The following is a 19,970-nucleotide window of genomic DNA, read 5'->3' as shown; positions in this document are numbered from 1 at the left end:
AACACCATTAGGAATCGGCCTAATCATTTTTAGGAATACAACCAAATGCATACCCTCAAAAACAGCCTGTCCCGCGCCAAGGCCGCCGCCCATCTCGCCCAGCAGGCGGTGGCGCGCTGGCGCGACAGCGCCACGCCGGATGCCAGTCCCCAGGCCCGCTGGCACGAACAGGTCAACCGGGATTTTGTCGCCTGGCTGGACGCGGGCGGCTTCAAGGCCGTGCCTCCCGTGCCAGCGAAAACAGCGGCATTGCGCCGCTGTTCTCAACCCCGGGATGGGGCTACTGACGAGGAATTGAAATTCACTCTGCTCCGCATGAACGATGCGGCCAAGTAGTGCCGTACAAATTTTTGCCGTGCAAACTACACCACCACTATAGTCCACCCGGCGCGGCTTGCAAGGCAAAACAAGACTGTATTGATAAGGTTAATCAATCCGCCAACCTCGTTAGCGTAAGGCTGGCTTCACCCCTTCCATGGCGGACTTGACGGCGCCTGCGCCCATGGCGGCGCCGAACTTCTTCAGCACCCGCTCCGGCAGCCCTTCGTGCTGGGTGTAGTCGACGATGTCCTCGGCCTTGACCACGTCGCGCGCCACGCTGTCCACGGTGCCGTAGGCGTCGGCCAGGCCCAGGTCGATGGCGCGCGCCCCGGTCCAGAACAGGCCGGAGAAGATTTCCGGGCTCTCCTTGAGACGCTTGCCGCGCCCCTGGCGCACCACCTGGATGAATTGCTGGTGTATGTCGTTGAGCATGGCCTGGGCGTACTGGCGGTGCTGCGGCGTCAGCGGGCTGAACGGATCCATGAAGGCCTTGTTCTCGCCCGCCGTCAGCAAGCGGCGCTCGACGCCGGCCTTTTCCATGATGCCGGTAAAGCCGAAACCATCCATCAGCACGCCAATGGAGCCGACGATGCTGGCCTTGTCCACATAGATGCGGTCGGCCGCCGAGGCGATGTAATAGCCGCCCGAGGCGCAGATCTCGTCCACCACCACGTACAGCGGCTTGTTCGGGTAACCCTTGCGCAGGCGGTTGATCTCGTCGACGATCATGCCGGCCTGCACCGGGCTGCCGCCCGGGCTGTTGATGTGCAGCACCACCGCCACCGAACCGCTGTCCGAATAGGCCTTGTTCAGGGCCGGTATCACCACCGAGGCGGCGCCGCTGCCCTCCGATTCGATGCTGCCCTCGATCTCGATCAAGGCCGTGTGGCGGCCCAGCACTTCGGAGTCGCCGCCGGGCCAGCTGAAATCGAAATAGGCCGCCAGCCCGATCACCACCACCAGCAGGGTCAGGAAGCGGAAGAACACGCCCCAGCGGCGCGAGGCGCGCTGCTCCTGCAAGGTGGCGAACACCAGCTTTTCCAGCACCTCGCGCTCCCAGTTGCCGGGCACGGCGGCCCCACGCCGCTCCGGCTGGGGAGGGGCCGCCTCGGCAGGCTGTTTGCCGCTGGGCTGGTCGCTGCGCTCATCGCGTGTATCGTCGCTCATGATCTGTCTATTATTGGTAAATTCGGCGTATCAGGCCTGGCTGGGTCCTGTCTCAGGCGCGCACCGGGCGTACATAGTCGTCCGGCAGCCAGTACACCTGCTCGTCGTGCTCGCTCACGGCGATGGAGCGCAGCCGGCCGCCTCGGCAGGGACCGCCGGCGCAGGCCCCGGTCTCGGGCGTGTAGATGGCGCCGTGGGTGGAGCACATCAGGAATTGTTTGCCAGACTCAAAGAATTCGCCCTCGGCCCAGTCCAGCTCTATCGGTACGTGGGCGCAGCGGTTCAGGTAGGCGTAGGCGCGCCCGCCGTGGCGCACCACGAAGGCGGTGGCGTCCTCGCCGCCCGCCGTGACGGGGAAACGCACGCCCTTGCCGCCGTCGGCCAGCTGGCCGGCGGCGCAGATCAGGATTTCATCGCCATCCATCAGGCATGCTCGCTCAGCCACCGGTGCAGCTCGGCCACGGTGGTGGCCGAGTACAGCGGGCTGCAGCCGGCCAGCAGCTCGGGCGGATGGGCGCCGTACTGCACCGCCACCGAGGCGGCGCCGGCGTTGCTGGCCATCAGCAGGTCATGGGTGGTGTCGCCTATCATCAGGGTGCGGCGCATGTCCTGCCCCAGCTCACGGGTCAATTCCTGCAGCATGGCCGGATGCGGCTTGGAGAAGGTTTCGTCGGCGCAGCGGGTGGCGTCGAACAGGGACAGCACCTTGACGTCGTTCATGGCGCGGTTCAGTCCGACCCGGCTCTTGCCGGTGGCCACGGCCAGGAAATAACCATCCTGCGACAATTCCTGCAGCATCTCGCGCACGCCGGGGAACAGGGCCAACTCATGGTCGCGCGACAGGAAGTGGTAGCGGTAGCGCTCCACCATGCGCGGATACATGGCCGGATCGATCTCGGGCAGCACGGCCTGCATGGCTTCATGCAGGCCCAGGCCGATGACGTGGGCGGCCACGTCGTCGCGCGGCACCGGCAAGTGCAGGTCGCGCGCGGCCGCCTGTATGCACTTCACGATCGTTGATGTGGAATCCATCAACGTACCATCCCAATCAAAGACGATTAAATCAAATTGCTTTCTTGCCATGTATCCCGGCCGCACCGCGCCGCCGGCTCCTTAATGATGGGTCGCTGCTATATGAGTAAGAGGTTTCCCCAAGCTTACCAAGAATCGCTCACATTCGGCGGCTAGCGGCGCGTTCAGTGTCATTTTTTTACCGGTGTCGGGATGCTCGAAGGTAATTTGGTGCGCGTGCAGGAACATGCGCTTGAGCGCGCCGCGCTCTTCGGTGGCTTTCTGCAGCGCCTTGTTCAAGGCGAAATCGCCGTATTTGTCGTCGCCTGCGATGGGAAAACCAGACGATGACAGATGTACGCGGATCTGGTGGGTGCGCCCGGTTTTCAGCTCGGCTTCCAGCAGGGCGAAGTCCCGGTACTTGCGCAGCAGGCTGAACACCGTGTGCGAGGGCATGCCGTCCGCCTGGACGGACACCCGGCGCTCGCCATCGGCAGTCGTATACTTGTGCAGGGGCAGCTTGATATGCTGCCGGGCATTTTTCCAGTCGCCGGCCACCAGGGTCAGGTAGCGCTTGTCGGTGACCCCGTCGCGCATCTGCGCGTGCAGGCTGGTCAGGGCAGAACGTTTCTTCGCCAACAACAGCAGCCCCGAGGTTTCACGGTCCAGGCGGTGCACCAGTTCCAGGAATTTGGCGTCCGGGCGCGCCGCGCGCAACTGCTCGATGACGCCAAACGACACCCCGGAACCGCCGTGCACGGCCACGCCGGCCGGCTTGTCGATCACCAGCAAATGGCTATCCTCGAAAATGATGGCGAATTCGGCCGCCGGCACGTGGATGGCGCCGGCCGCCTTCTCAGCGATGCGCACGGGCGGGATGCGCACCACGTCGCCCTCGGACAGGCGGTACAGCTGGTCGATGCGGCCCTTGTTGACCCGCACTTCGCCCGAGCGCAGGATGCGGTACACGTGGCTTTTTGGCACGCCTTTGCAAACGCGCAACAAGTAGTTGTCGATGCGCTGGCCAGCTTCTTCTTCAGTAATGGTAACGAATTGGGCTTGCGGCAGGACCGGGTTCGAAGGCCGGGCGGGGTCATTTTGCAATGCCGTTTGCCTGGCTCTTCCAGAAAATCTCTCTAAGTCCTTCATTTTGAATATATAATTGTTTCGCTGCGGTTCTATCTGCGGCAAGTGTAAGAAGAAGAGCATATTTTACACAGGGGCGTCTCCACTGGCCTCGCCAAATTGCAAATTCAGAGGAAAAATGTATACGCACCTTCCTGCCCGCTTCCAGGTCGCACCGCAGTTGCCATCGGAGGGCGTGCAGGATTGAAGAATTGGAATGCTTGGATAGTAAGGATACACACCGGCCAGCCCAATCAAGAGTTGGGGCTGGCTGATGATGAAGTTGATAACGCTTGCCGTGTTTGCCGGACCCCATGCTTTATTGCAAGCTATTGACTGACGGCTGATGACAGCCGAAGTTGTTGCACTTGTGATATGCAAGCCTGGCCAGGATCCGGCCGTGTTGACGCTCACCGCCTGCGCCTCTCTGCGCCGTTTACCGGCAGCATGGAAGCGGCGCAGGTGATGCCGAGCCCGCGGCATGACGATCGACCTCAGCGCCCTGTGCGGCAGTGCCAGCCACTGCGCCGCATTATCGGGCATACCCCCGCAAGCAGATTAATTCGCGCGTATATCCCTGTACCACGCCGCTCTCCGGAGCGGCACAGATGGCCTTAGGGTCGCGGAGTTAATAAAAATGAAACGCATGTTGTTTAATGCGACGCAGCAAGAAGAATTGCGCGTCGCAATTGTTGATGGTCAGAAACTGATCGACATCGACATCGAAACCGCCGGCCGCGAGCAGCGCAAATCCAATATCTACAAGGGCGTGATCACCCGCATCGAGCCCTCGCTGGAAGCCTGCTTCGTCAGCTACGGCGAAGATCGCCACGGTTTCCTGCCGTTCAAGGAAGTAGCCCGCACTTACTTCCGCGAAGGTGTGGACGTGCGCAACGCCACCATCAAGGAAGCCCTGCGCGAAGGCCAGGAAATCATGGTCCAGGTGGAAAAGGAAGAGCGCGGCAACAAGGGCGCCGCCCTGACCTCCTTCATCTCCCTGGCCGGCCGCTACCTGGTGCTGATGCCCAACAACCCGCGCGGCGGCGGCGTATCGCGCCGTGTCGAGGGCGAGGAACGCCAGGAACTGCGCGAAACCATGGACAAGCTGGACTTGCCGCCTGGCATGTCCGTGATTGCCCGCACGGCAGGCATCGGCCGCAACGTCGATGAACTGCAGTGGGATTTGAACTACCTGATGCAGCTGTGGCGCGCCATCGAGGGCGCCGGCAAGTCGGCCCCGGGCGCCTTCCTGATCTACCAGGAATCGTCGCTGGTCATCCGCGCCATCCGCGACTACTTCCAGCCCGATATCGGCGAAATCCTGATCGATACCGACGATATCTACGAGCAGGCCCACCAGTTCATGAGCCACGTGATGCCCGACATGGTGCACCGCGTGAAACGCTACAGCGACGACGTGCCGCTGTTCTCGCGCTTCCAGATCGAACACCAGATCGAAACCGCGTATTCGCGCACCGTGCCGCTGCCCTCCGGCGGCGCCATCGTGATCGACCACACCGAAGCGCTGGTGTCGGTGGACGTCAACTCGGCCCGCGCCACGCGCGGCTCGGACATCGAAACCACCGCCTTCAACACCAACTGCGAAGCGGCAGAGGAAGTGGCCCGCCAGCTGCGCCTGCGCGACCTGGGCGGCCTGATCGTGATCGACTTCATCGACATGGAAGTGGCCAAGAACCAGCGCGAAGTCGAGCAGCGCCTGAAAGACGCCCTGCACCACGACCGCGCCCGCGTCCAGATGGGCAAGATTTCCCGCTTCGGCCTGATGGAACTGTCGCGCCAGCGCCTGCGTCCGTCGCTGTCGGAAGGCTCGCACGTGACTTGCCCGCGCTGCTCCGGCACCGGCCACATCCGCGATACCGAATCGTCCGCCCTGCAGGTGCTGCGCATTATCCAGGAAGAGGCCATGAAGGAAAACTCGGCCACCATCCACGTGCAGGTGCCAGTGGACGTGGCGGCCTTCCTGCTGAACGAAAAGCGCGGCGAAGTGCTGAAGATCGAGACCCGCCACCGCATCACCGTGATCCTGGTGCCCAACAAGCACCTGGAAACCCCGCACTACAAGCTGGAACGCATCAAGCACGACGATCCGCGCCTGGAAGACAGCGCCGCCAGCTACACCCTGGCCGAGCAGGCCGAAACCGACATGGCCTACAACAAGCGCCAGAAGGAAGAAGCCAAGCCGCGCCAGGAAGCCGTGGTCAAGACCATCACCCCGGACCAGCCGGCTCCCATGGTGGACCGCAACAAGCAGATCGAATCGGTCACCGTGGGCGCACCGGCGCCGGCCCCGACCCCGGTCAAGCAGGGCTTCTTCCAGAAGCTGTTCAGCTTCCTGAACCCGGGACCGGCCCCGGCCCCCACCCCGGTGGCGCCCACCATCGTGGTCAAGGCCCCGTCCGGCGAGCGCGCCGCCGCCACCGACCGCAATGGCCGTGGCCAGCGCAGCCGCGGCCGCAACGGCAAGGCGCGCGACGAGCGCGAGCCGGGCGCGGCCCGTCCGGCCCAGGAAGACAGCGTGAAGGCGGCCGAAGGCCGTCCGGCCCGTCCGCCGCGTCCGCCGCGCGAACCGCGTGAAGGCCGGGACACGGCGCGTGAAGCGCGCGACGGCGCCAGCGCCGCCAACGCCGAGGCCCCGGTGCAGCGCGAGCGCGCCGAACGCCCGCCGCGTCCGCCGCGTGAACCGCGCGCCGACAAGGCCCAATCCGCCGACAAAGCCGAGGAACTGGCGCTGAACGCCGCCGCTCCGGTGCCGGGCAACGACCCGGCCGTCGACGCCGCCATCCCGAAATCGGCGCCGCAAACCGGCCCCGATGGCGAGGAAGTGGAAGCCGTGGACGGCGAGGAACCGCGCCGCCGCCGCCGCCGTGGCGGCCGTAACCGCAACCGCCGCGAGCGCGACGGTGTGGAAGGCGTGGAAGGCCAGGACGGCGTGGACGGCGAAGCCGGCCAGCCAGTGGCGGCGGAAGCCGCCGAGGGCGCACAACTTCCTGCCGCCAGCGCGCCGCAGGCGGCGGCAGAGAACGCCGGGCAAGCCGCTCCTGTGGCAGCCCCACCGGCCGCTGCTGTGGAGGCCCCGGCCGCTGCTGTAGAGGCCCCGGCAGCTGCTGTTGAGACCCCGGCCGCTGCGGGGCAAGCCGTCCCAGCCGTGGCGGAGCAAGCCCCGGCAGCTGTGGCTGACGCTGTCCAGCCAGCCGAGGCTGCTGCTGCGCCTGCAGCCGGCGCCACCACGGCGCCCGCACCGGTGGAAGCTGGCGCTGCAGGCAGCTCCCCGGTGCTGGCCGAGGCCGCGCCCGTGGTAGCCGCCCTGGCCGACCCGGAACCGGCTCCCGCAGCGGAATACGCCTACGAGAAGCCGGCTGCTGACGCCGCCCCCGCGCCGACCGCCGTGACGGAAGTCCCGGCCGCAGTGTCCGCCGAAGCCAACGCCTCAGCGCCTCCAGCATCTGCCGCGCCTGCCGCAGCAGCCGCGGAACCGGCAGCAGCGCCGGCGGGCGCTGCTGAACCGGCGCCCGCGCCCGCCGTAGCCCAGGTTGCGCCGGCAGCCGTGGCGCACGCCGTACCGGCTGCCGAAGCCGTGGAACCGGCCTCGGCCGATCCCAAGGTGTCGGACGATCCGGTGGCCGCCCTGTCGGCGGTCCCGCCCGTGGCTCCCGCCCCCGCACCGGTAACCGCCGCCGCCCAGGCTCCGGCGCCAGCTGCGGCTCCGGCTCCAGTTTCGGCTCCGGCCGCCGCAGCGCCCTCCAGCGCCAGCGCCGACCTGCAAGCCATCCTCAGCGCCGCCGGACTGACCCTGGCCGCCACCGACCCGGCCAAGCTGCGCGCGGCCCAGGAAGCGGCCGCCCAGGCGCCGGCCCCGGTGCGCGTGCCGCGCGAGCGCAAGCCGCTGCCGCCGCAAGTGGACGAGCCGCTGGTCCAGGTCAGCACCCGCCGCTGATCGCGGACTGCCGCAGCAAAAAAAGGGAAGCTCCGGCTTCCCTTTTTTCATGCTGCTTTGCCGCGGTCAATGACGGCGGCGCGGCGCTCGTGATATGGTTACCCGCTTATTGCTACGCATAACCAAGCTAAGACTGCAAACATGGCTGAAAAGATCATCCTCGTCGCCGACCACCGCCAGGTCGCGCCGCCCATTCCCGAGCGGCTGGAACAACCCAGCGGCCTGCTGGGCGACAGCCTGGGGCGGCAGCTGCACGACCTGCGCATCTCGGTCACGGACCGCTGCAATTTCCGCTGCGTGTACTGCATGCCCAAGCACATCTTCGACAAGGACTACCCCTACCTGCCGCACCACGCCCTGCTGTCGTTCGAGGAAATCACGCGCCTGGCGCGCATCTTCGTCCAGCATGGGGTGGAAAAAATACGGCTGACCGGTGGCGAACCGCTGCTGCGCAAGGACCTGGAACGGCTGATCGGCATGCTGGCCGAACTGCGCACCGCCAGCGGCCAGCCGCTGGACCTGACCCTGACCACCAATGCCTCGCTGTTGGCGCGCAAGGCGCAGTCGCTCAAGGATGCCGGACTGCAGCGCGTCACCGTGTCGCTGGACGCCCTCGACAACCAGGTATTCCGCCGCATGAACGACGTCGATTTCGACGTCGGGGACGTGCTCGAGGGACTGGACGCGGCGCACCAGGCCGGCCTGGGGCCGATCAAGGTCAACATGGTGGTCAAGGGCGGCATGAACGATGGCGAGATCCTGCCCATGGCGCGCCATTTCAAGGGCTCGCCCTACATCCTGCGCTTCATCGAATACATGGACGTGGGCGCCTCCAACGGCTGGAAGATGGACGAGGTGATCCCCTCGTCCGAGGTGGTGCGCCGCATCTCGGCCGAGATGCCGCTGCTGCCGCTGGACGCCAACTACAGCGGCGAGACCGCCAGCCGCTGGCGCTACGCCGACGGCGCCGGCGAAATCGGCGTCATTTCCAGCGTGACCCAGGCCTTCTGCCGCGACTGCACGCGCGCCCGCCTGTCGACCGAAGGCAAGCTTTACACCTGCCTGTTCGCCAGCAGCGGCCACGACCTGCGCGCCCTGCTGCGCGGCGGCCGCAGCGACCTGGAAATCGCCAATGCGCTGGCCCAGCTGTGGCGGCGCCGCGCCGACCGCTATTCGGAACTGCGCACCATCGACACGGCCGGCCTGTCGCGCCGTGCAAACAAAGTGGAAATGTCTTATATCGGGGGATGAGCTTGTCGCAACCAGACTACCAGATCACCGGCCTGCTGCTGGCCGGCGGACGCGGGACCCGCATGGGCCGCGTCGACAAGGGATTGCAACCGTTCCGGGGCGCCACACTGGCGGACCATGTGCTGGAACGGCTGGCGCCGCAGGTCGACGGCTTGCTGGTCAACGCCAACCGCAACCAGGCCCAGTACCAGGCCCTGCTGGATGCCACCGGCCGCGCCGCCGCCCCCGTGCTGGCCGATGAAGTGGGCAGCTACGAGGGCCCGCTGGCCGGCCTGCATGCGGGCCTGCGCCATTGCCGCACCGCGCTGCTGCTGACCGCGCCCTGCGACACCCCTTTCCTGCCGCCCGACTTGGCGCAGCGCCTGCTGCAGGCGCTGGCGGCGCAGGACGCCGACCTGGCCGTGGCCGTGACCATGGAGCCCGATGAGGACGGCGCGCCGCGGCGCCAGCTCCATCCCGTGTTCGCCCTGCTGAAAACCGGCTTGCTGCCACAGCTGGAGGCCCACCTGTCCACCGGCGCGCGCCGCATGGAAGGCTGGTTCCAGACCCTGCGCACGGCCGAAGTGCTGTTCGAGGACGCGGCAGCCTTCCGCAACCTCAACACCCTGGAGGAGCTGCAGCGCCATGCCCAGGCCACCCTGGCCGCCGCCACCGCCGCCCTGCCCGGCTATGACGCCAACGCCCTGGCCGTGCGCGACGCCCAGCGCCTGATCAACGGCGCCGTCGCTCCCGTCACCGGCTACGAGAAGGTGGCGCTGCGCAGCGCCCTGGACCGGGTGCTGGCGCAGGACATCGTCTCTCCCATCAACGTGCCGGCCTACGACAACTCGGCCATGGACGGCTACGCCCTGCGCGGCGCCGACCTGCCGGCCGAAGGCGCGCCGCCCGTGACCCTGCGCGTGGCCGGCGTCGCCTACGCCGGGCGCCCGGCCAGCCTGGAGGTGGCGCCCGGCGAGTGCGTGCGCATCATGACCGGCGCCGCCATCCCGGCCGGCTGCGACACCGTGCTGCCGCAGGAGCTGGCGGCCGCCATCACCGATCACAGCGTGACCATCGCCCATGGCGCGGTGCGCACCGGCGACAACCGCCGCTACGCCGGCGAAGACCTGAAGGCCGGCGGCGTGGCGCTGGCCGCCGGCCGCGTGCTGCGTCCGGCCGACCTGGGCCTGGTGGCCTCGCTGGGCCTGGCCGAAGTGGCCGTCCGGCGCCGCCTGCGGGTGGCCTTCTTCTCCACCGGCGACGAACTGCGCTCGCTGGGCGAACCGCTGGACAACGGCTGCGTCTACGACAGCAACCGCTACACCCTGTACGGCATGCTGCAGCGCCTGGGCTGCGACCTCATCGACATGGGCATCGTGCGCGACGATCCGGCCGCGCTGGAGCAGGCGCTGCGCACCGCCAGCGGCCATGCGGACGCCGTCATCACGTCCGGCGGGGTCTCGGTGGGCGCGGCCGACTACACGCGCGACATCATGGCCAGGCTGGGCGAGGTGGCGTTCTGGCAGCTCAACATGCGCCCCGGCCGGCCGCTGGCCTTCGGACGCATCGGCGGCACCGGCGGCAGCGGCGGCGCCTGGCTGTTCGGCCTGCCCGGCAACCCGGTGGCGGTGATGGTGTCGTTCTACTTCTTCGCCCGCCCGGCCCTGCTGCGCATGATGGGGGCCGAGGCGCCGCTGCCGCTGCTGCAGGCGCGCGCCCAGGCGCCCATCCGCAAGCGCCCCGGCCGCACCGAATTCCAGCGCGGCATACTGTCCACCGGGGGGGATGGCCGCCCGCAGGTGCGCCTGACCGGCGAACAGGGCTCGGGCATATTGCGCTCCATGGCCGAGGCCAACTGTATCGTGGTGCTGCCCGAGGAACAGGGCGCGGTGGCGGCCGGCGCCACCGTGGACATCATCCCCTTCCACGGCCTGCTGTAGCGGCTAGGCGGGATCGGCGTCGTCGGTCCCGTCAGGCCCCAGCAGCAGCTGGGCCGCCTCGCTGGGCAGGGCTTCCACCGATTTGAGCTTGCGCGTCATCTGGCGGCTGCGCGTTTCGGCCGATTCGATATTCCTGGCGGCGCGCTCCAGCGCCAGCCGGGTGCTGGACAGCACATCGCCGAACTTGGCGAACTCGGTCTTGACCGCGCCCAGCACCTGCCACACCTCGGACGAGCGGCGCTCCAGCGCCAGGCTGCGGAAGCCCATCTGCAGGCTGTTGAGCAGGGCCGCCAGGGTCGACGGCCCGGCAATGCTGATGCGCTGCGTGCGCTGCAGCTCGTCGGCCAGGCCGGGACGGCGCATCACTTCCGCGTACAAGCCCTCGGTAGGCAGGAACAGGATGGCGAAGTCGGTGGTGTGCGGCGGCGCCAGGTATTTTTCCGCAATGGTTTTCGCTTCCGTGCGCACCGCCTTTTCCAGCTCGCGGCCAGCGGCCGCCACGCCGTCGGCGTCGGCCCGATCGGCCGCGTCCAGCAGGCGCTCGTACTGCTCCTTGGGGAACTTGGCGTCGATCGGCATCCACACGGGCGCGCCGCGCTCGGCCTGGCCCGGCAGCTTGAGCGCGAACTCGACCCGGGCGCCGCTGCCGGCGATGGTTTCCACATTCTTGCCATACTGGTCGGGCGTCAAGACCTGCTCCAGCAGCATTTCCAGCTGCACCTCGCCCCAGGTGCCGCGCGCCTTGACATTGGTCAGCACGCGTTTGAGGTCGCCTACGCCCAGGGCCAGCTGCTGCATTTCGCCCAGGCCCTGGTGCACGCGTTCGAGCCGCTCCGACACCTGGCGGAACGACTCGCTCAGGCGCGTTTCCAGCGTGGTGTGCAGCTTTTCGTCGACGGTCTTGCGCATCTCCTCCAGGCGTTGGCCATTGTCGGCCTGCAGCTCGCGGATCTTTTGCTCCAGCGTGGCGCGCACTTCCTGCATGCGCTGGGCGTGCGATTCGGCCAGGCGGGCCAGGGTCTGGTTGGTGCTGTCGGCGAACAGTTTCAGGCTGCGAGCCTGCTCCTCGCGCCCGCTCAGGGCCTGCGATTCGATCTGGCGCCGCATGGCCTCGAACTGCTGGGCGCTGGCGACTCCGGCCGCCTGCGCCGTGGCCTGCAGCTGCAGGCGCACCTCGCGCTCGACCCGCTCGATGCGTTCGGCCACCGCACCGTCGGCGCCGCGCCGGCGCAGCAGCAGCGCGGCTTGCAGCGCCAGCACCGCCACGGCCAGCGCCAGCAGCACATAGAATTCAATGGCGTTCATGGGATGGATACCTGCATATGCGCACCTTAGTCGGGCTTGTTGCGCATCCAGTCGGCAGTCTGGTAGAACGATTCCATCAGGCGCACGCGCAGGGCCTCCGCTATGCCGACATCCTCCATGGCCCAGGCCATGCAGCGCAGCCATTGGTCGCGCTCCACGGTGCCGATGGCGAACGGCATGTGGCGCATGCGCAGGCGCGGATGGCCGTGCTTTTCGATATACAGGTCGGGTCCGCCCATCCAGCCGCTCAGGAACATGAACAGCCGCTCGCGCGCATTGTCCAGCGTGGGGGGATGGGTGGCGCGCAGCTGGGCGAATTCCGGCTCCAGCTCCATCAGGTCGTAGAACCGGTCGACCATGTCGCGCACGCGCGCCTCGCCGCCGATCACTTCATACAGGGTGCGTGATTCAGTCATAGGCGCCATCATAGCGCACCCGGGCCCGGCCTGGGCGGCCCCGCCTGGGCGGCCCCGCCCGGGCGGCCCGCCCTCACGCCGCAGCGAGCTGGCGCCGCGCGCGCCGGGTCGACGACCAGCTGGCCAGGTCGAGCTGCTCGCGCACGGCGGCGCAGGCGCCCAGCAGCTGCGCCATCTGGGCCTGGCTCAGGCCGGCGTTCAGGGTCAGCCGCACCAACGCACGGTTCCTGGCCGTGGCCGGGGCGCAGAACATGGCGCCGTACACGCCGTGCCGCTCGAGCGCCTTGCGCAGCGCCAGCGTGCGCGGCTCGGAACCCGGTTCCAGCGCCACGATCTGCTCGCTGCCCTCCAGGTGGTAGCCCAGGTCCTCCAGTCCGGCGCGCAAGCGGCGCGCGTGCTCTTGCAGCCGGGCGCGGCGCAGGTCGGCGGCGGCGATGAAGTCGATGGCGGCGTCGAACCACGCCAGCTCGTGCGACAGCAAACAGGAACTGAATATGGCCGGGCGCGACTCGGCCAGGAAATAGCCCTTGAAGCGGCTGGAACAGGTGATGAAGCCGGCGCGCCCGGCAAAGGCCTTGGCCAGCGAGGCGGTGCGGAAATGCACCCGGTCCTGCAGCCCGCAAGCGACCGCCAGCCCGGCGCCGCCCGGACCGTGGGTGCCCAGCGAGTGCGATTCATCCAGGATCAGCACGCAGCCGTGACGCTCGGCCAGGGCCACCACCCCGGCCAGCGGGGCCACGCTGCCGTCGGTGCTGTAGACGGCGTCCACCGCGATCACGCCGCCGCCGTGCCTGCGCAGCTGGCGCTCCAGGTGCTCCAGGTCGTTGTGCAGGAAGCCCAGCGGCGTGGCGCCGGCCGACTGCACGCCCTCCCACAGCGAGGCGTGCGCCTGCATGTCCAGGTAGACCGGCACGCCTTCGGCCGCCAGGCATTGCACCAGGCCCGTGTTGGCGGTCCAGCCGGACTGGGTCAGGATGCCATCCTCGGCACGCATGAAGGAGGCCAGCCGGGCCTCCAGCCGGTGCTGGGCGCTGCCCTCCTGCAGGTAGACGGCCGACATCAGCAGTCCGCCCTGGCCGCCGGCCTGCAGGGTGCGCGCCTGCGCCTGCACCAGGGCCGGCTCGCCGGCCAGGCACAGGTAATCGTTGCCGGCCAGCAGGATGGCCTGGGGCGGCACCGGCTGCCATGCATGCGGATGCTCGCCGCCCAGCAGTTGCTCGATGCGGGTCACGTAATGCCCATCCATGCGGCGGCGCACATAGTCGGGCAGGCGGTGCTCGGCGGCACCTTTACTGATCGTCATGGTCATCATCATCCCCTAGTTGGTTTTTAGTGAGCTACAGCAAGAACATGCCGCCAGGGCCACACAGGGGAATTGATTCGTATCAATGATTGCCCTGAAACACAGAACTCCGTTGCAAAACCGGGAGATGATGGGGCCTTGATCGAAATCAAAGCCCACCATGTACAGCGACCCTTTGCCCGCTCCCAGCCGCTGGCGCCGAACTTGGCGCCAGCTGCGTCCGGCCGCCCGCGACAGCCGTACCAGCTACGCGGTCACGCGCGTGCTGCTGCTGGCGCGCATCGGCGCGCTCGGCAATCCCCTGTGCTACCTGCTGTGGCACCGGGTCTGGCCGGCCGAATATGAATCGCTGCCGCTGCGGGCGGTGGCCATGGCGCTGTGCCTGCTGGGCCTGTTCGCGCGCCGCTTTCCCCGGCGCTGGCTGGACGCCTACCTGGTGGTGGCGCTGGCCTACATCCTGCCCTTCTTCTTCACCTACATGTGCTTGCGCAACCATGCCGGGCCGATCTGGACCGAGTCGCTGCTGGTCAGCGTGGTGGTGGTGTTCCACTTCGATTTCTGGATCGCCGCCAGCGCCTACCTGCTGGGCATCACGGCGGCCTGCGCGGCGGTGGCGGCGCAGGGCATGGGCGAACTGCTGCTGCAGCCGGCCATGCTGGTGCAGCCGCCCATCCACCTGTTCGCCATTGCCGTGCTGTCGGCGGCCCGCATCAGCCGCGACGCCCTGGAGCAGGAGCGCCTGGCCGGCCTGGGGGCAGGACTGGCCACCGTGTCGCACGAGCTGCGCACGCCGCTGGTCAGCGTGGAGGCCAATGTGCGCGGCCTGCTGCGCCAGCTGGCGGCCGGCGCGGGCGGGCCGGCGGCCGGGCCGGCGCCCCGCATCGACAGCATGGACGCGCTGGCCCGCATCCAGTTCGAGGTGCGCCACATGAACCACATGATAGACCTGTTCCTGCACAGCGCCACCGCGGCCGAACGGCCGCTGGGGCCGCGCGAGCAGGTCTCCATGGCGCACAGCCTGGAGCAGATGATGCGGCGCTACCCGTTCGGCAGCGCGGCCCAGCAGCGCAGCGTGGCGGTGGAGGTGCGGCGCGACTTCTTGTTCGCCGGCCAGGCCGACCTGGCGGTGGTGGTGCTGCTCAATTTGCTGCGCAACGCGCTCAAGGCCGTACAGCGCGCCGGCAAGGGCCGGGTGCGCATCATCGTGGACGGCGCCCGCGCGCGCCCGCGCCTGCTGTTCATCGACACCGGCTGCGGTGTGGCGGCGCGCCACCAGGCGCTGATCTTCCGACGCTTTTATTCCCATCCCAGGCACCAGGGCACCGGCATCGGCCTGGCCCTGTGCCGCGACATCGTGCAGGCGTGGGACGGCGGCATCCGCTGCGTCTCGCGCGAGAGCGCCTACGCCGTGTTCGTGCTCGACTTCCCCCGCATCCCGCCCCGCTGAGGTCCGCCATGCAACTGCCCGTGTACGCCCATCCGACCATGACCGTGCTGGTGGACGACAGCGATTCCTTCCTCAGCAGCCTGTCGTTCCAGCTCGATCCCATGCTGGCCGCGCGCACCTTCCACGACAGCCACGCGGCGCTGGAGTGGATGGGCCGCCATGCGGGCGCCGGACGGGCTCCGCTGCACGCCGATTTCGACGCGCCCAACCTGGGCGCCGAACAGCGCAACGTGGCGCTGGACGTGGAGCGCATCTACCGCCTGTGCGAATATCCGGAGCGCTTCGCCACGCCCTCGGTGCTGGTGGTGGACTATTCCATGCCGCAGATGAACGGGCTGGAATTCTGCCTGGCCTTGCGCGGCCTGCCGTGCAGGAAAATCCTGTTTACCGGCGCGGCCGACGAGAAAATCGCCGTCACCGCCTTCAACCGCGGCCTGATCGACCGCTACATCAAGAAAAGCGACGACGGCGCCCTGGACCTGCTGGAAGCCTCCATCCACGAGCTGCAACAGGCGTATTTCGCGGCCCAGTCCGAAAGCCTGCGCGAACTGGTGCTGCAGCACGACTTCCGCTTCCTGGGCGACCCGGCGCTGGCGGCCCTGGTGCGCTCGCTGTGCCGCGAGCATGGCTTTGTCGAGCACTACATCTTTCCCAACCCGAGCGGCATCCTGTTCCTGGACAAGCATGGCAAGGCCACGCTGATGGTGGTCGAGACCGAACAGGGCATGTGCGCCCAGTTCGAGATCGCGCGCGACAGCGAGGCGCCGCCCTCGCTGCTGGCGGCCCTGCAGGAAAGGCGGATACTGCCCTTTTTCAGCGACGCCGGCGGCGACGGCATGTACCAGCCGCGCGTGGGCAACAGCTGGCACCGCTATTGCGCCGCGCCCCAGGTGTGCCAGGGCCGCGAGCGCTACCTGTGGGCCCTGTTCGAGCTGCCGCCCCACTATTTCAGCCGCCAGCCCTGGGCCTACAGCGATTTCCTGCGCCAGCACCGGGCCGGCGGAAACTAGGACCGGGCTCAGGCCTCGCGCAGGGTCTGCAGGGGCGGCTGGCGCAGCACGTTGCGCAGGCCCAGCCATCCGCCCGCGATGGCGCAGGCGGCCCCGGCCAGCAGGCCGGCGCCCCACACCACGGGACTGAAGCTCCACTCGAACTTGAACTGCCAGGTGGCCAGGGCCCAGCCCATGGCGGCCGCGCCGCTGGCCGCCAGCAAGCCCGCCACCGAACCGACCAGGGCGAACTCGATCAGCTGCGCCTGCGACAGCTGGCGCCGGGTCGCCCCCAGCGCGCGCAGCAGGCCGGCTTCGCGGACCCGCTCGTCCTGCGATCCCATCAGGGCCGCGTACAGCACCAGCACCCCGGAGGCCAGGGTGAAGATGAACAGGAACTGCACCGCCATCACCACCTGGTCCAGCACCGCCTGCACCTGGCGCAGCAGGCCGCTGACGTCGACCACGGTCAGGTTGGGATAGTCGCGCGTCAGGGCGTTCATCACCGCGCCCTGTCCAGCCGGCAGGTGGAAGGCCGTGATCCAGCTTTGCGACACCTCGGTCATCGCGGCCGGGTTGATGATGACGAAGAAGTTGACCCGCATGGAACCCCAGTCCAGCTTGCGCAGGCTGGTGATGGTGACGTCCACCGGAGTGCCGGCGATATCGAAGCGCAGCTGGTCGCCCAGCTTCCAGCGCAGCGTCTTGGCGATGCCCTCCTCGACCGAGGCTTCGGGCTGGCCCGGCCGGTCCTGGAACCAGCGCCCGGCGCTGAGCTTGTTCTCGGCCTGCATGGTGGCCATGGTGGACAGGTTGAATTCGCGGTCGGCCAGGCCGCGCGCGCGGTCTTCCTGGTAGGTCTCGGCCGTCACCGGCCTGCCGTTCACGGCCGTCAGGCGGCCCCGTATCATCGGATATTGCGGCGCATAGGCCACCCCGGCGGCGCGCAGGCGCCGGGCGATATCGGCCTGCTGCTCCGGCTGGATGTTGATGATGAAGCGATTCGGCGCATCGGGCGGCGTGGCCTTGCGCCAGGCGTCCATCAGATCGCCGCGCACCACGGTCAGCACCAGCAGCGCCATCAGGCCCAGCGCCAGCGACACGATCTGCACCACGGTGGCGCCGGGGCGGCGCTGCAGCGAGGTGACGGCAAAGCGCCAGCTTTGATGGTCGATGGCGCCGCGCAGCGATTTCAGCGAGGCCAGCCCCAGCCAGCCCACCAGCGCGAACAGGGCCAGCGCGGCCAGGAACCCCAGGCCGGTGTACAGCGCCAGCTGGGGGTCGCCGGCCTGCCAGTACAGCAGGGCGCCGAAGCTGGCCAGGCCCAGTCCGTAGGTGGCCAGCGCCATGGGGCGTGGCGCGCCCTGCTCGCGCCGTATCACCCGGTTGTGCGGCACGTTACGCAGCTGCAGCACGGGCGGCAGCGCAAAGCCCACCAGCAGCAGCATGCCGGTGGCCACGCCCTGCAGGGCCGGCCACACGGTGGGCGGCGGCAGGTCGGCCGAGACCAGCTTGCCCAGCACTTCCAGCAGCACGTAGTGGCCGCCGAACCCCACCGCCACGCCCAGCGCGCTGCCGGCCAGGCCCACCAGCAGGAATTCCAGCAGGTAGATGGCGCTGACCTGGTTCTGGGTCAGGCCCAGGCAGCGCAGCATGGCGCAGGCGTCCAGGTGGCGCAGCATGAAGCGGCGCGCCGCCATGGCCACCGCCACCGCCGCCAGCATGGCCGACAGCAAGCCCACCAGCGACAGGAAGCGGTCGGCCCGCTCCAGGGTGGCGCGCATCTCGGGCCGGCCCGACTCCAGCGACTCGACCCGCACGCCCTTGATATTGTCACGCTTGATCTGTGCCTGCAGCCATTGCTCGAATGCGGCCGCGCGCGGCGCCTGGGCCGCCGTGGGGGCGGCCGCCAGCAGGCGGTAGCCGACCCGCGAACCGGGCTGTATCAGATTGGTGGACGGCAGGTCGTCCAGCGCCAGCATCACGCGCGGCGCGAAATTCATGAAGGAGGCGCCCTTGTCCGGCTCGGAGGCGATCAGGCGCGCCACCGTGAAGCTGCGCTCGCCCAGGCGTATGGTGCCGCCCACCCGGGTATGGATGGCGCCCAGGAGGCCGGGATCGGCCCACACCGTGCCGCGCGCCGGGATGTCCCCGGCCGGCTGGCCCTGGCTTTGCTCGGCCTGGACCGGATCGGTGGTGGTCTTGAGCTGGCCGCGCAGCGGATAGCCGGGACCGACCGCCTTGATGGCGGCCAGCTGCGATTGCGACTGCTCGCCCTGGCCGGCCGAGGCCATGCTGGGGAAGGTCACGGTGTCGGTCACGGCCAGGCCGCGCCGCAGCGCCTCGGCGCGCCATTCGGCGCGCACCGGCAGGTCGGCGCTGATGACCACGTCGGCGCCCAGCAGCTGGTGGGCGTCGCGTTCCAGCCCGCTGCGCAGGCGGTCGATGAAAAAGCCGGTGGCCGACAGGGCCGCCACCGCCACCGTCAGCGCCACCAGCAGGAAGCGCAGCTGGCCGGCGCGCCAGTCGCGCGCCGTCATGCGCAGGGCCTGGAGCAGCATGGCCTACAGCGCCGCGAAGTAAGCGTCCACCTCGGCCAGGTAGCGCTGCTTCTGCTGGTCCGGCAGGAAGGCGGCCTGGAAGCTGTTGCGCGCCAGGCGCTGCGCATGCGACAGGCCCATCGGCAGCGCCTCGAAGGTGGCAATGAAATTGTCGTTCAGGTAGCCGCCAAAGTAGGCCGGGTCGTCCGAGTTGACGGTGGCGGCCAGGCCGGCGTCCAGCAGCTGCAGCAAGTTGTGCTGTTCCATGTCCTTGAATACGCACAGCTTGATGTTGGACAGCGGGCACACCGTCAGCGCGACCTGGTCGCGCGCCAGGCGCGCGGTCAGCGCCGCATCCTCCAGGCAGCGTACGCCGTGGTCGATGCGCTCCACCTGCAGCAGGTCCAGCGCCGTTGCGATATAGGCCGGCGGGCCCTCCTCCCCGGCGTGCGCCACCAGGTGCAGGCCCAGTTCGCGGCTGCGTGCAAACACGCGGGCGAATTTCTCGGGCGGGTTGCCGACCTCGGACGAATCCAGGCCGACGCCGATGAACTTGTCGCGGTAGGGCAGCGCCGCTTCCAGCGTGGCCAGCGCATCCTCCTCGGACAGGTGGCGCAGGAAGCACAAGATCAGGGTGGCGCTGACCGGGCTGTCCTGGCAGGCGCGGTGGATGCCGTTGATCACCGTTTCCATGGGCACGCCGCGCGCGGTGTGGGTCTGCGGGTCGAAGAAGATTTCGGTGTGGCGCACGTTGTCCGCTTCGGCGCGTTTCAGGTAGGCCGCCGTCATGTCATAGAAATCCTGTTCCTGGAGCAGCACGCTGGCGCCGGCGTAATAAATGTCGAGGAAAGACTGCAGGTCGGTGAAGGCATAGGCCGCGCGCAGCGCTTCCACGTTCGGATAGGCCAGCTGCACGCCATTGCGTTCGGCCAGCGCGAAAATCAGTTCCGGTTCCAGCGACCCCTCGATATGGATGTGCAGTTCCGCCTTGGGCATGCCGGTGATGGCGGCGCGCAGTTGGTCATTCATCATGTTCTGTTCCTGTCTGTTAAAGCTGTCGATCGCAGCATATTAACGCAAGGACGGCCCCAGGGCAGCGGCACCGGCGGGGCGGCGCGCCGGGGCGCCGCTATCGTGCCGTCAGCAACTGCGCGGCAGGCGTGATACTGTGGCATGGCGTGTGGCGAAAACAGCGCCGGAAAATGCCATAAAATCCATGGA

At 68.3% G+C, this 19,970-nt stretch carries 15 protein-coding genes; 6 read left to right on the top strand and 9 right to left on the bottom strand.

Going from position 1 to position 19,970, the window contains the following annotated elements:
* The first annotated feature begins 45 nt into the window (after nt 1-45).
* Nucleotides 46-336, top strand: a complete 291-nt coding sequence (locus tag ACLB1G_RS14325; RefSeq protein WP_491627896.1) for a hypothetical protein — start codon at nt 46-48, stop codon at nt 334-336.
* Nucleotides 337-447: 111 nt separating this feature from the next.
* On the opposite strand, the gene ACLB1G_RS14320 is transcribed toward ACLB1G_RS14325, so the two are convergent.
* Genes ACLB1G_RS14320 through rluC form a run of 4 tightly spaced genes read right to left on the bottom strand, consistent with a single transcriptional unit; the run spans nt 448 to nt 3,648 of the window.
* A complete protein-coding gene (locus tag ACLB1G_RS14320; protein ID WP_491627895.1) occupies nt 448-1,488 on the bottom strand; it encodes a S49 family peptidase in 1,041 nt (346 codons plus the stop codon).
* Between the two features lie 52 nt (nt 1,489-1,540).
* Nucleotides 1,541-1,912: a Rieske (2Fe-2S) protein gene (locus ACLB1G_RS14315; protein WP_491627894.1), complete on the bottom strand. Its 372-nt coding sequence runs from the start codon at nt 1,910-1,912 to the stop codon at nt 1,541-1,543.
* The gene (locus tag ACLB1G_RS14310; RefSeq protein WP_491627893.1) at nt 1,912-2,571 is read right to left on the bottom strand and encodes an HAD-IIIA family hydrolase; all 660 of its coding nucleotides are present in this window, start codon (nt 2,569-2,571) and stop codon (nt 1,912-1,914) included. The genes ACLB1G_RS14315 and ACLB1G_RS14310 overlap by 1 nt, the downstream gene beginning before the upstream one ends.
* Before the next feature lie 30 nt (nt 2,572-2,601).
* On the bottom strand, nt 2,602-3,648 hold the full coding sequence (gene rluC / locus ACLB1G_RS14305) for a 23S rRNA pseudouridine(955/2504/2580) synthase RluC (protein WP_491628221.1): 1,047 nt from the start codon (nt 3,646-3,648) through the stop codon (nt 2,602-2,604).
* Nucleotides 3,649-4,261: 613 nt separating this feature from the next.
* Here rluC and ACLB1G_RS14300 point away from each other — a divergent pair.
* The 3 genes from ACLB1G_RS14300 (at nt 4,262) to moeA (ending at nt 10,749) form a co-directional block, all read left to right on the top strand.
* Nucleotides 4,262-7,579, top strand: coding sequence for an Rne/Rng family ribonuclease (locus ACLB1G_RS14300; RefSeq protein ID WP_491627892.1), 3,318 nt, complete (start codon nt 4,262-4,264; stop codon nt 7,577-7,579).
* Between the two features lie 141 nt (nt 7,580-7,720).
* Nucleotides 7,721-8,830: a GTP 3',8-cyclase MoaA gene (gene moaA / locus ACLB1G_RS14295; protein WP_491627891.1), complete on the top strand. Its 1,110-nt coding sequence runs from the start codon at nt 7,721-7,723 to the stop codon at nt 8,828-8,830.
* A gap of 2 nt (nt 8,831-8,832) precedes the next feature.
* Nucleotides 8,833-10,749, top strand: a complete 1,917-nt coding sequence (gene moeA, locus ACLB1G_RS14290; protein WP_491627890.1) for a molybdopterin molybdotransferase MoeA — start codon at nt 8,833-8,835, stop codon at nt 10,747-10,749.
* A 3-nt stretch (nt 10,750-10,752) separates the two neighbouring features.
* Here the strand turns inward: moeA and ACLB1G_RS14285 are convergent, their stop codons facing one another.
* The 3 genes from ACLB1G_RS14285 to cqsA form a co-directional block, all read right to left on the bottom strand.
* A complete protein-coding gene (locus ACLB1G_RS14285) occupies nt 10,753-12,054 on the bottom strand; it encodes a DNA recombination protein RmuC (RefSeq protein ID WP_491627889.1) in 1,302 nt (433 codons plus the stop codon).
* Nucleotides 12,055-12,080: 26 nt separating this feature from the next.
* Nucleotides 12,081-12,479 (bottom strand): group II truncated hemoglobin, encoded by a 399-nt coding sequence (locus tag ACLB1G_RS14280; protein WP_491627888.1) that lies wholly within the window; start codon nt 12,477-12,479, stop codon nt 12,081-12,083.
* A gap of 64 nt (nt 12,480-12,543) precedes the next feature.
* Nucleotides 12,544-13,773 carry an alpha-hydroxyketone-type quorum-sensing autoinducer synthase gene (gene cqsA, locus ACLB1G_RS14275; RefSeq protein ID WP_491627887.1) on the bottom strand — a complete coding sequence of 410 codons (1,230 nt, stop codon included), beginning with the start codon at nt 13,771-13,773 and terminating at the stop codon, nt 12,544-12,546.
* Nucleotides 13,774-13,933: 160 nt separating this feature from the next.
* Here cqsA and ACLB1G_RS14270 point away from each other — a divergent pair, with 160 nt between their 5' ends.
* Together ACLB1G_RS14270 and ACLB1G_RS14265 are read left to right on the top strand one after the other, a co-directional pair.
* On the top strand, nt 13,934-15,220 hold the full coding sequence (locus tag ACLB1G_RS14270) for a sensor histidine kinase (protein ID WP_491627886.1): 1,287 nt from the start codon (nt 13,934-13,936) through the stop codon (nt 15,218-15,220).
* Nucleotides 15,221-15,228: 8 nt separating this feature from the next.
* Nucleotides 15,229-16,230 (top strand): response regulator, encoded by a 1,002-nt coding sequence (locus ACLB1G_RS14265; RefSeq protein ID WP_491627885.1) that lies wholly within the window; start codon nt 15,229-15,231, stop codon nt 16,228-16,230.
* Between the two features lie 8 nt (nt 16,231-16,238).
* Here ACLB1G_RS14265 and ACLB1G_RS14260 read toward each other — a convergent pair whose 3' ends face one another.
* Together ACLB1G_RS14260 and ACLB1G_RS14255 are read right to left on the bottom strand one after the other, a co-directional pair.
* The gene (locus ACLB1G_RS14260; RefSeq protein ID WP_491627884.1) at nt 16,239-18,770 is read right to left on the bottom strand and encodes an ABC transporter permease; all 2,532 of its coding nucleotides are present in this window, start codon (nt 18,768-18,770) and stop codon (nt 16,239-16,241) included.
* A gap of 3 nt (nt 18,771-18,773) precedes the next feature.
* Complete coding sequence (locus tag ACLB1G_RS14255; protein ID WP_491627883.1) at nt 18,774-19,781, bottom strand: adenosine deaminase; 1,008 nt, start codon at nt 19,779-19,781, stop codon at nt 18,774-18,776.
* Nucleotides 19,782-19,970 lie beyond the last annotated feature (189 nt).

Source organism: Duganella kummerowiae, assembly GCF_053572355.1.
This window is presented reverse-complemented; position numbering and strand designations above follow the sequence as displayed.

Excerpts from the sequence above, each read along its gene's own strand:
- moaA (WP_491627891.1), top strand. The coding sequence starts at position 7,721 with ATGGCTGAAAAGATCATCCTCGTCGCCGACCACCGCCAGGTCGCGCCG.
- ACLB1G_RS14270 (WP_491627886.1), top strand. The coding sequence starts at position 13,934 with ATGTACAGCGACCCTTTGCCCGCTCCCAGCCGCTGGCGCCGAACTTGG.
- ACLB1G_RS14285 (WP_491627889.1), bottom strand. The coding sequence starts at position 12,054 with ATGAACGCCATTGAATTCTATGTGCTGCTGGCGCTGGCCGTGGCGGTG.
- ACLB1G_RS14310 (WP_491627893.1), bottom strand. The coding sequence starts at position 2,571 with ATGGCAAGAAAGCAATTTGATTTAATCGTCTTTGATTGGGATGGTACG.
- ACLB1G_RS14300 (WP_491627892.1), top strand. The coding sequence starts at position 4,262 with ATGAAACGCATGTTGTTTAATGCGACGCAGCAAGAAGAATTGCGCGTC.
- rluC (WP_491628221.1), bottom strand. The coding sequence starts at position 3,648 with ATGAAGGACTTAGAGAGATTTTCTGGAAGAGCCAGGCAAACGGCATTG.
- ACLB1G_RS14315 (WP_491627894.1), bottom strand. The coding sequence starts at position 1,912 with ATGGATGGCGATGAAATCCTGATCTGCGCCGCCGGCCAGCTGGCCGAC.
- ACLB1G_RS14260 (WP_491627884.1), bottom strand. The coding sequence starts at position 18,770 with ATGCTGCTCCAGGCCCTGCGCATGACGGCGCGCGACTGGCGCGCCGGC.
- ACLB1G_RS14320 (WP_491627895.1), bottom strand. The coding sequence starts at position 1,488 with ATGAGCGACGATACACGCGATGAGCGCAGCGACCAGCCCAGCGGCAAA.
- cqsA (WP_491627887.1), bottom strand. The coding sequence starts at position 13,773 with ATGACGATCAGTAAAGGTGCCGCCGAGCACCGCCTGCCCGACTATGTG.
- ACLB1G_RS14265 (WP_491627885.1), top strand. The coding sequence starts at position 15,229 with ATGCAACTGCCCGTGTACGCCCATCCGACCATGACCGTGCTGGTGGAC.
- ACLB1G_RS14280 (WP_491627888.1), bottom strand. The coding sequence starts at position 12,479 with ATGGCGCCTATGACTGAATCACGCACCCTGTATGAAGTGATCGGCGGC.
- ACLB1G_RS14325 (WP_491627896.1), top strand. The coding sequence starts at position 46 with ATGCATACCCTCAAAAACAGCCTGTCCCGCGCCAAGGCCGCCGCCCAT.
- ACLB1G_RS14255 (WP_491627883.1), bottom strand. The coding sequence starts at position 19,781 with ATGATGAATGACCAACTGCGCGCCGCCATCACCGGCATGCCCAAGGCG.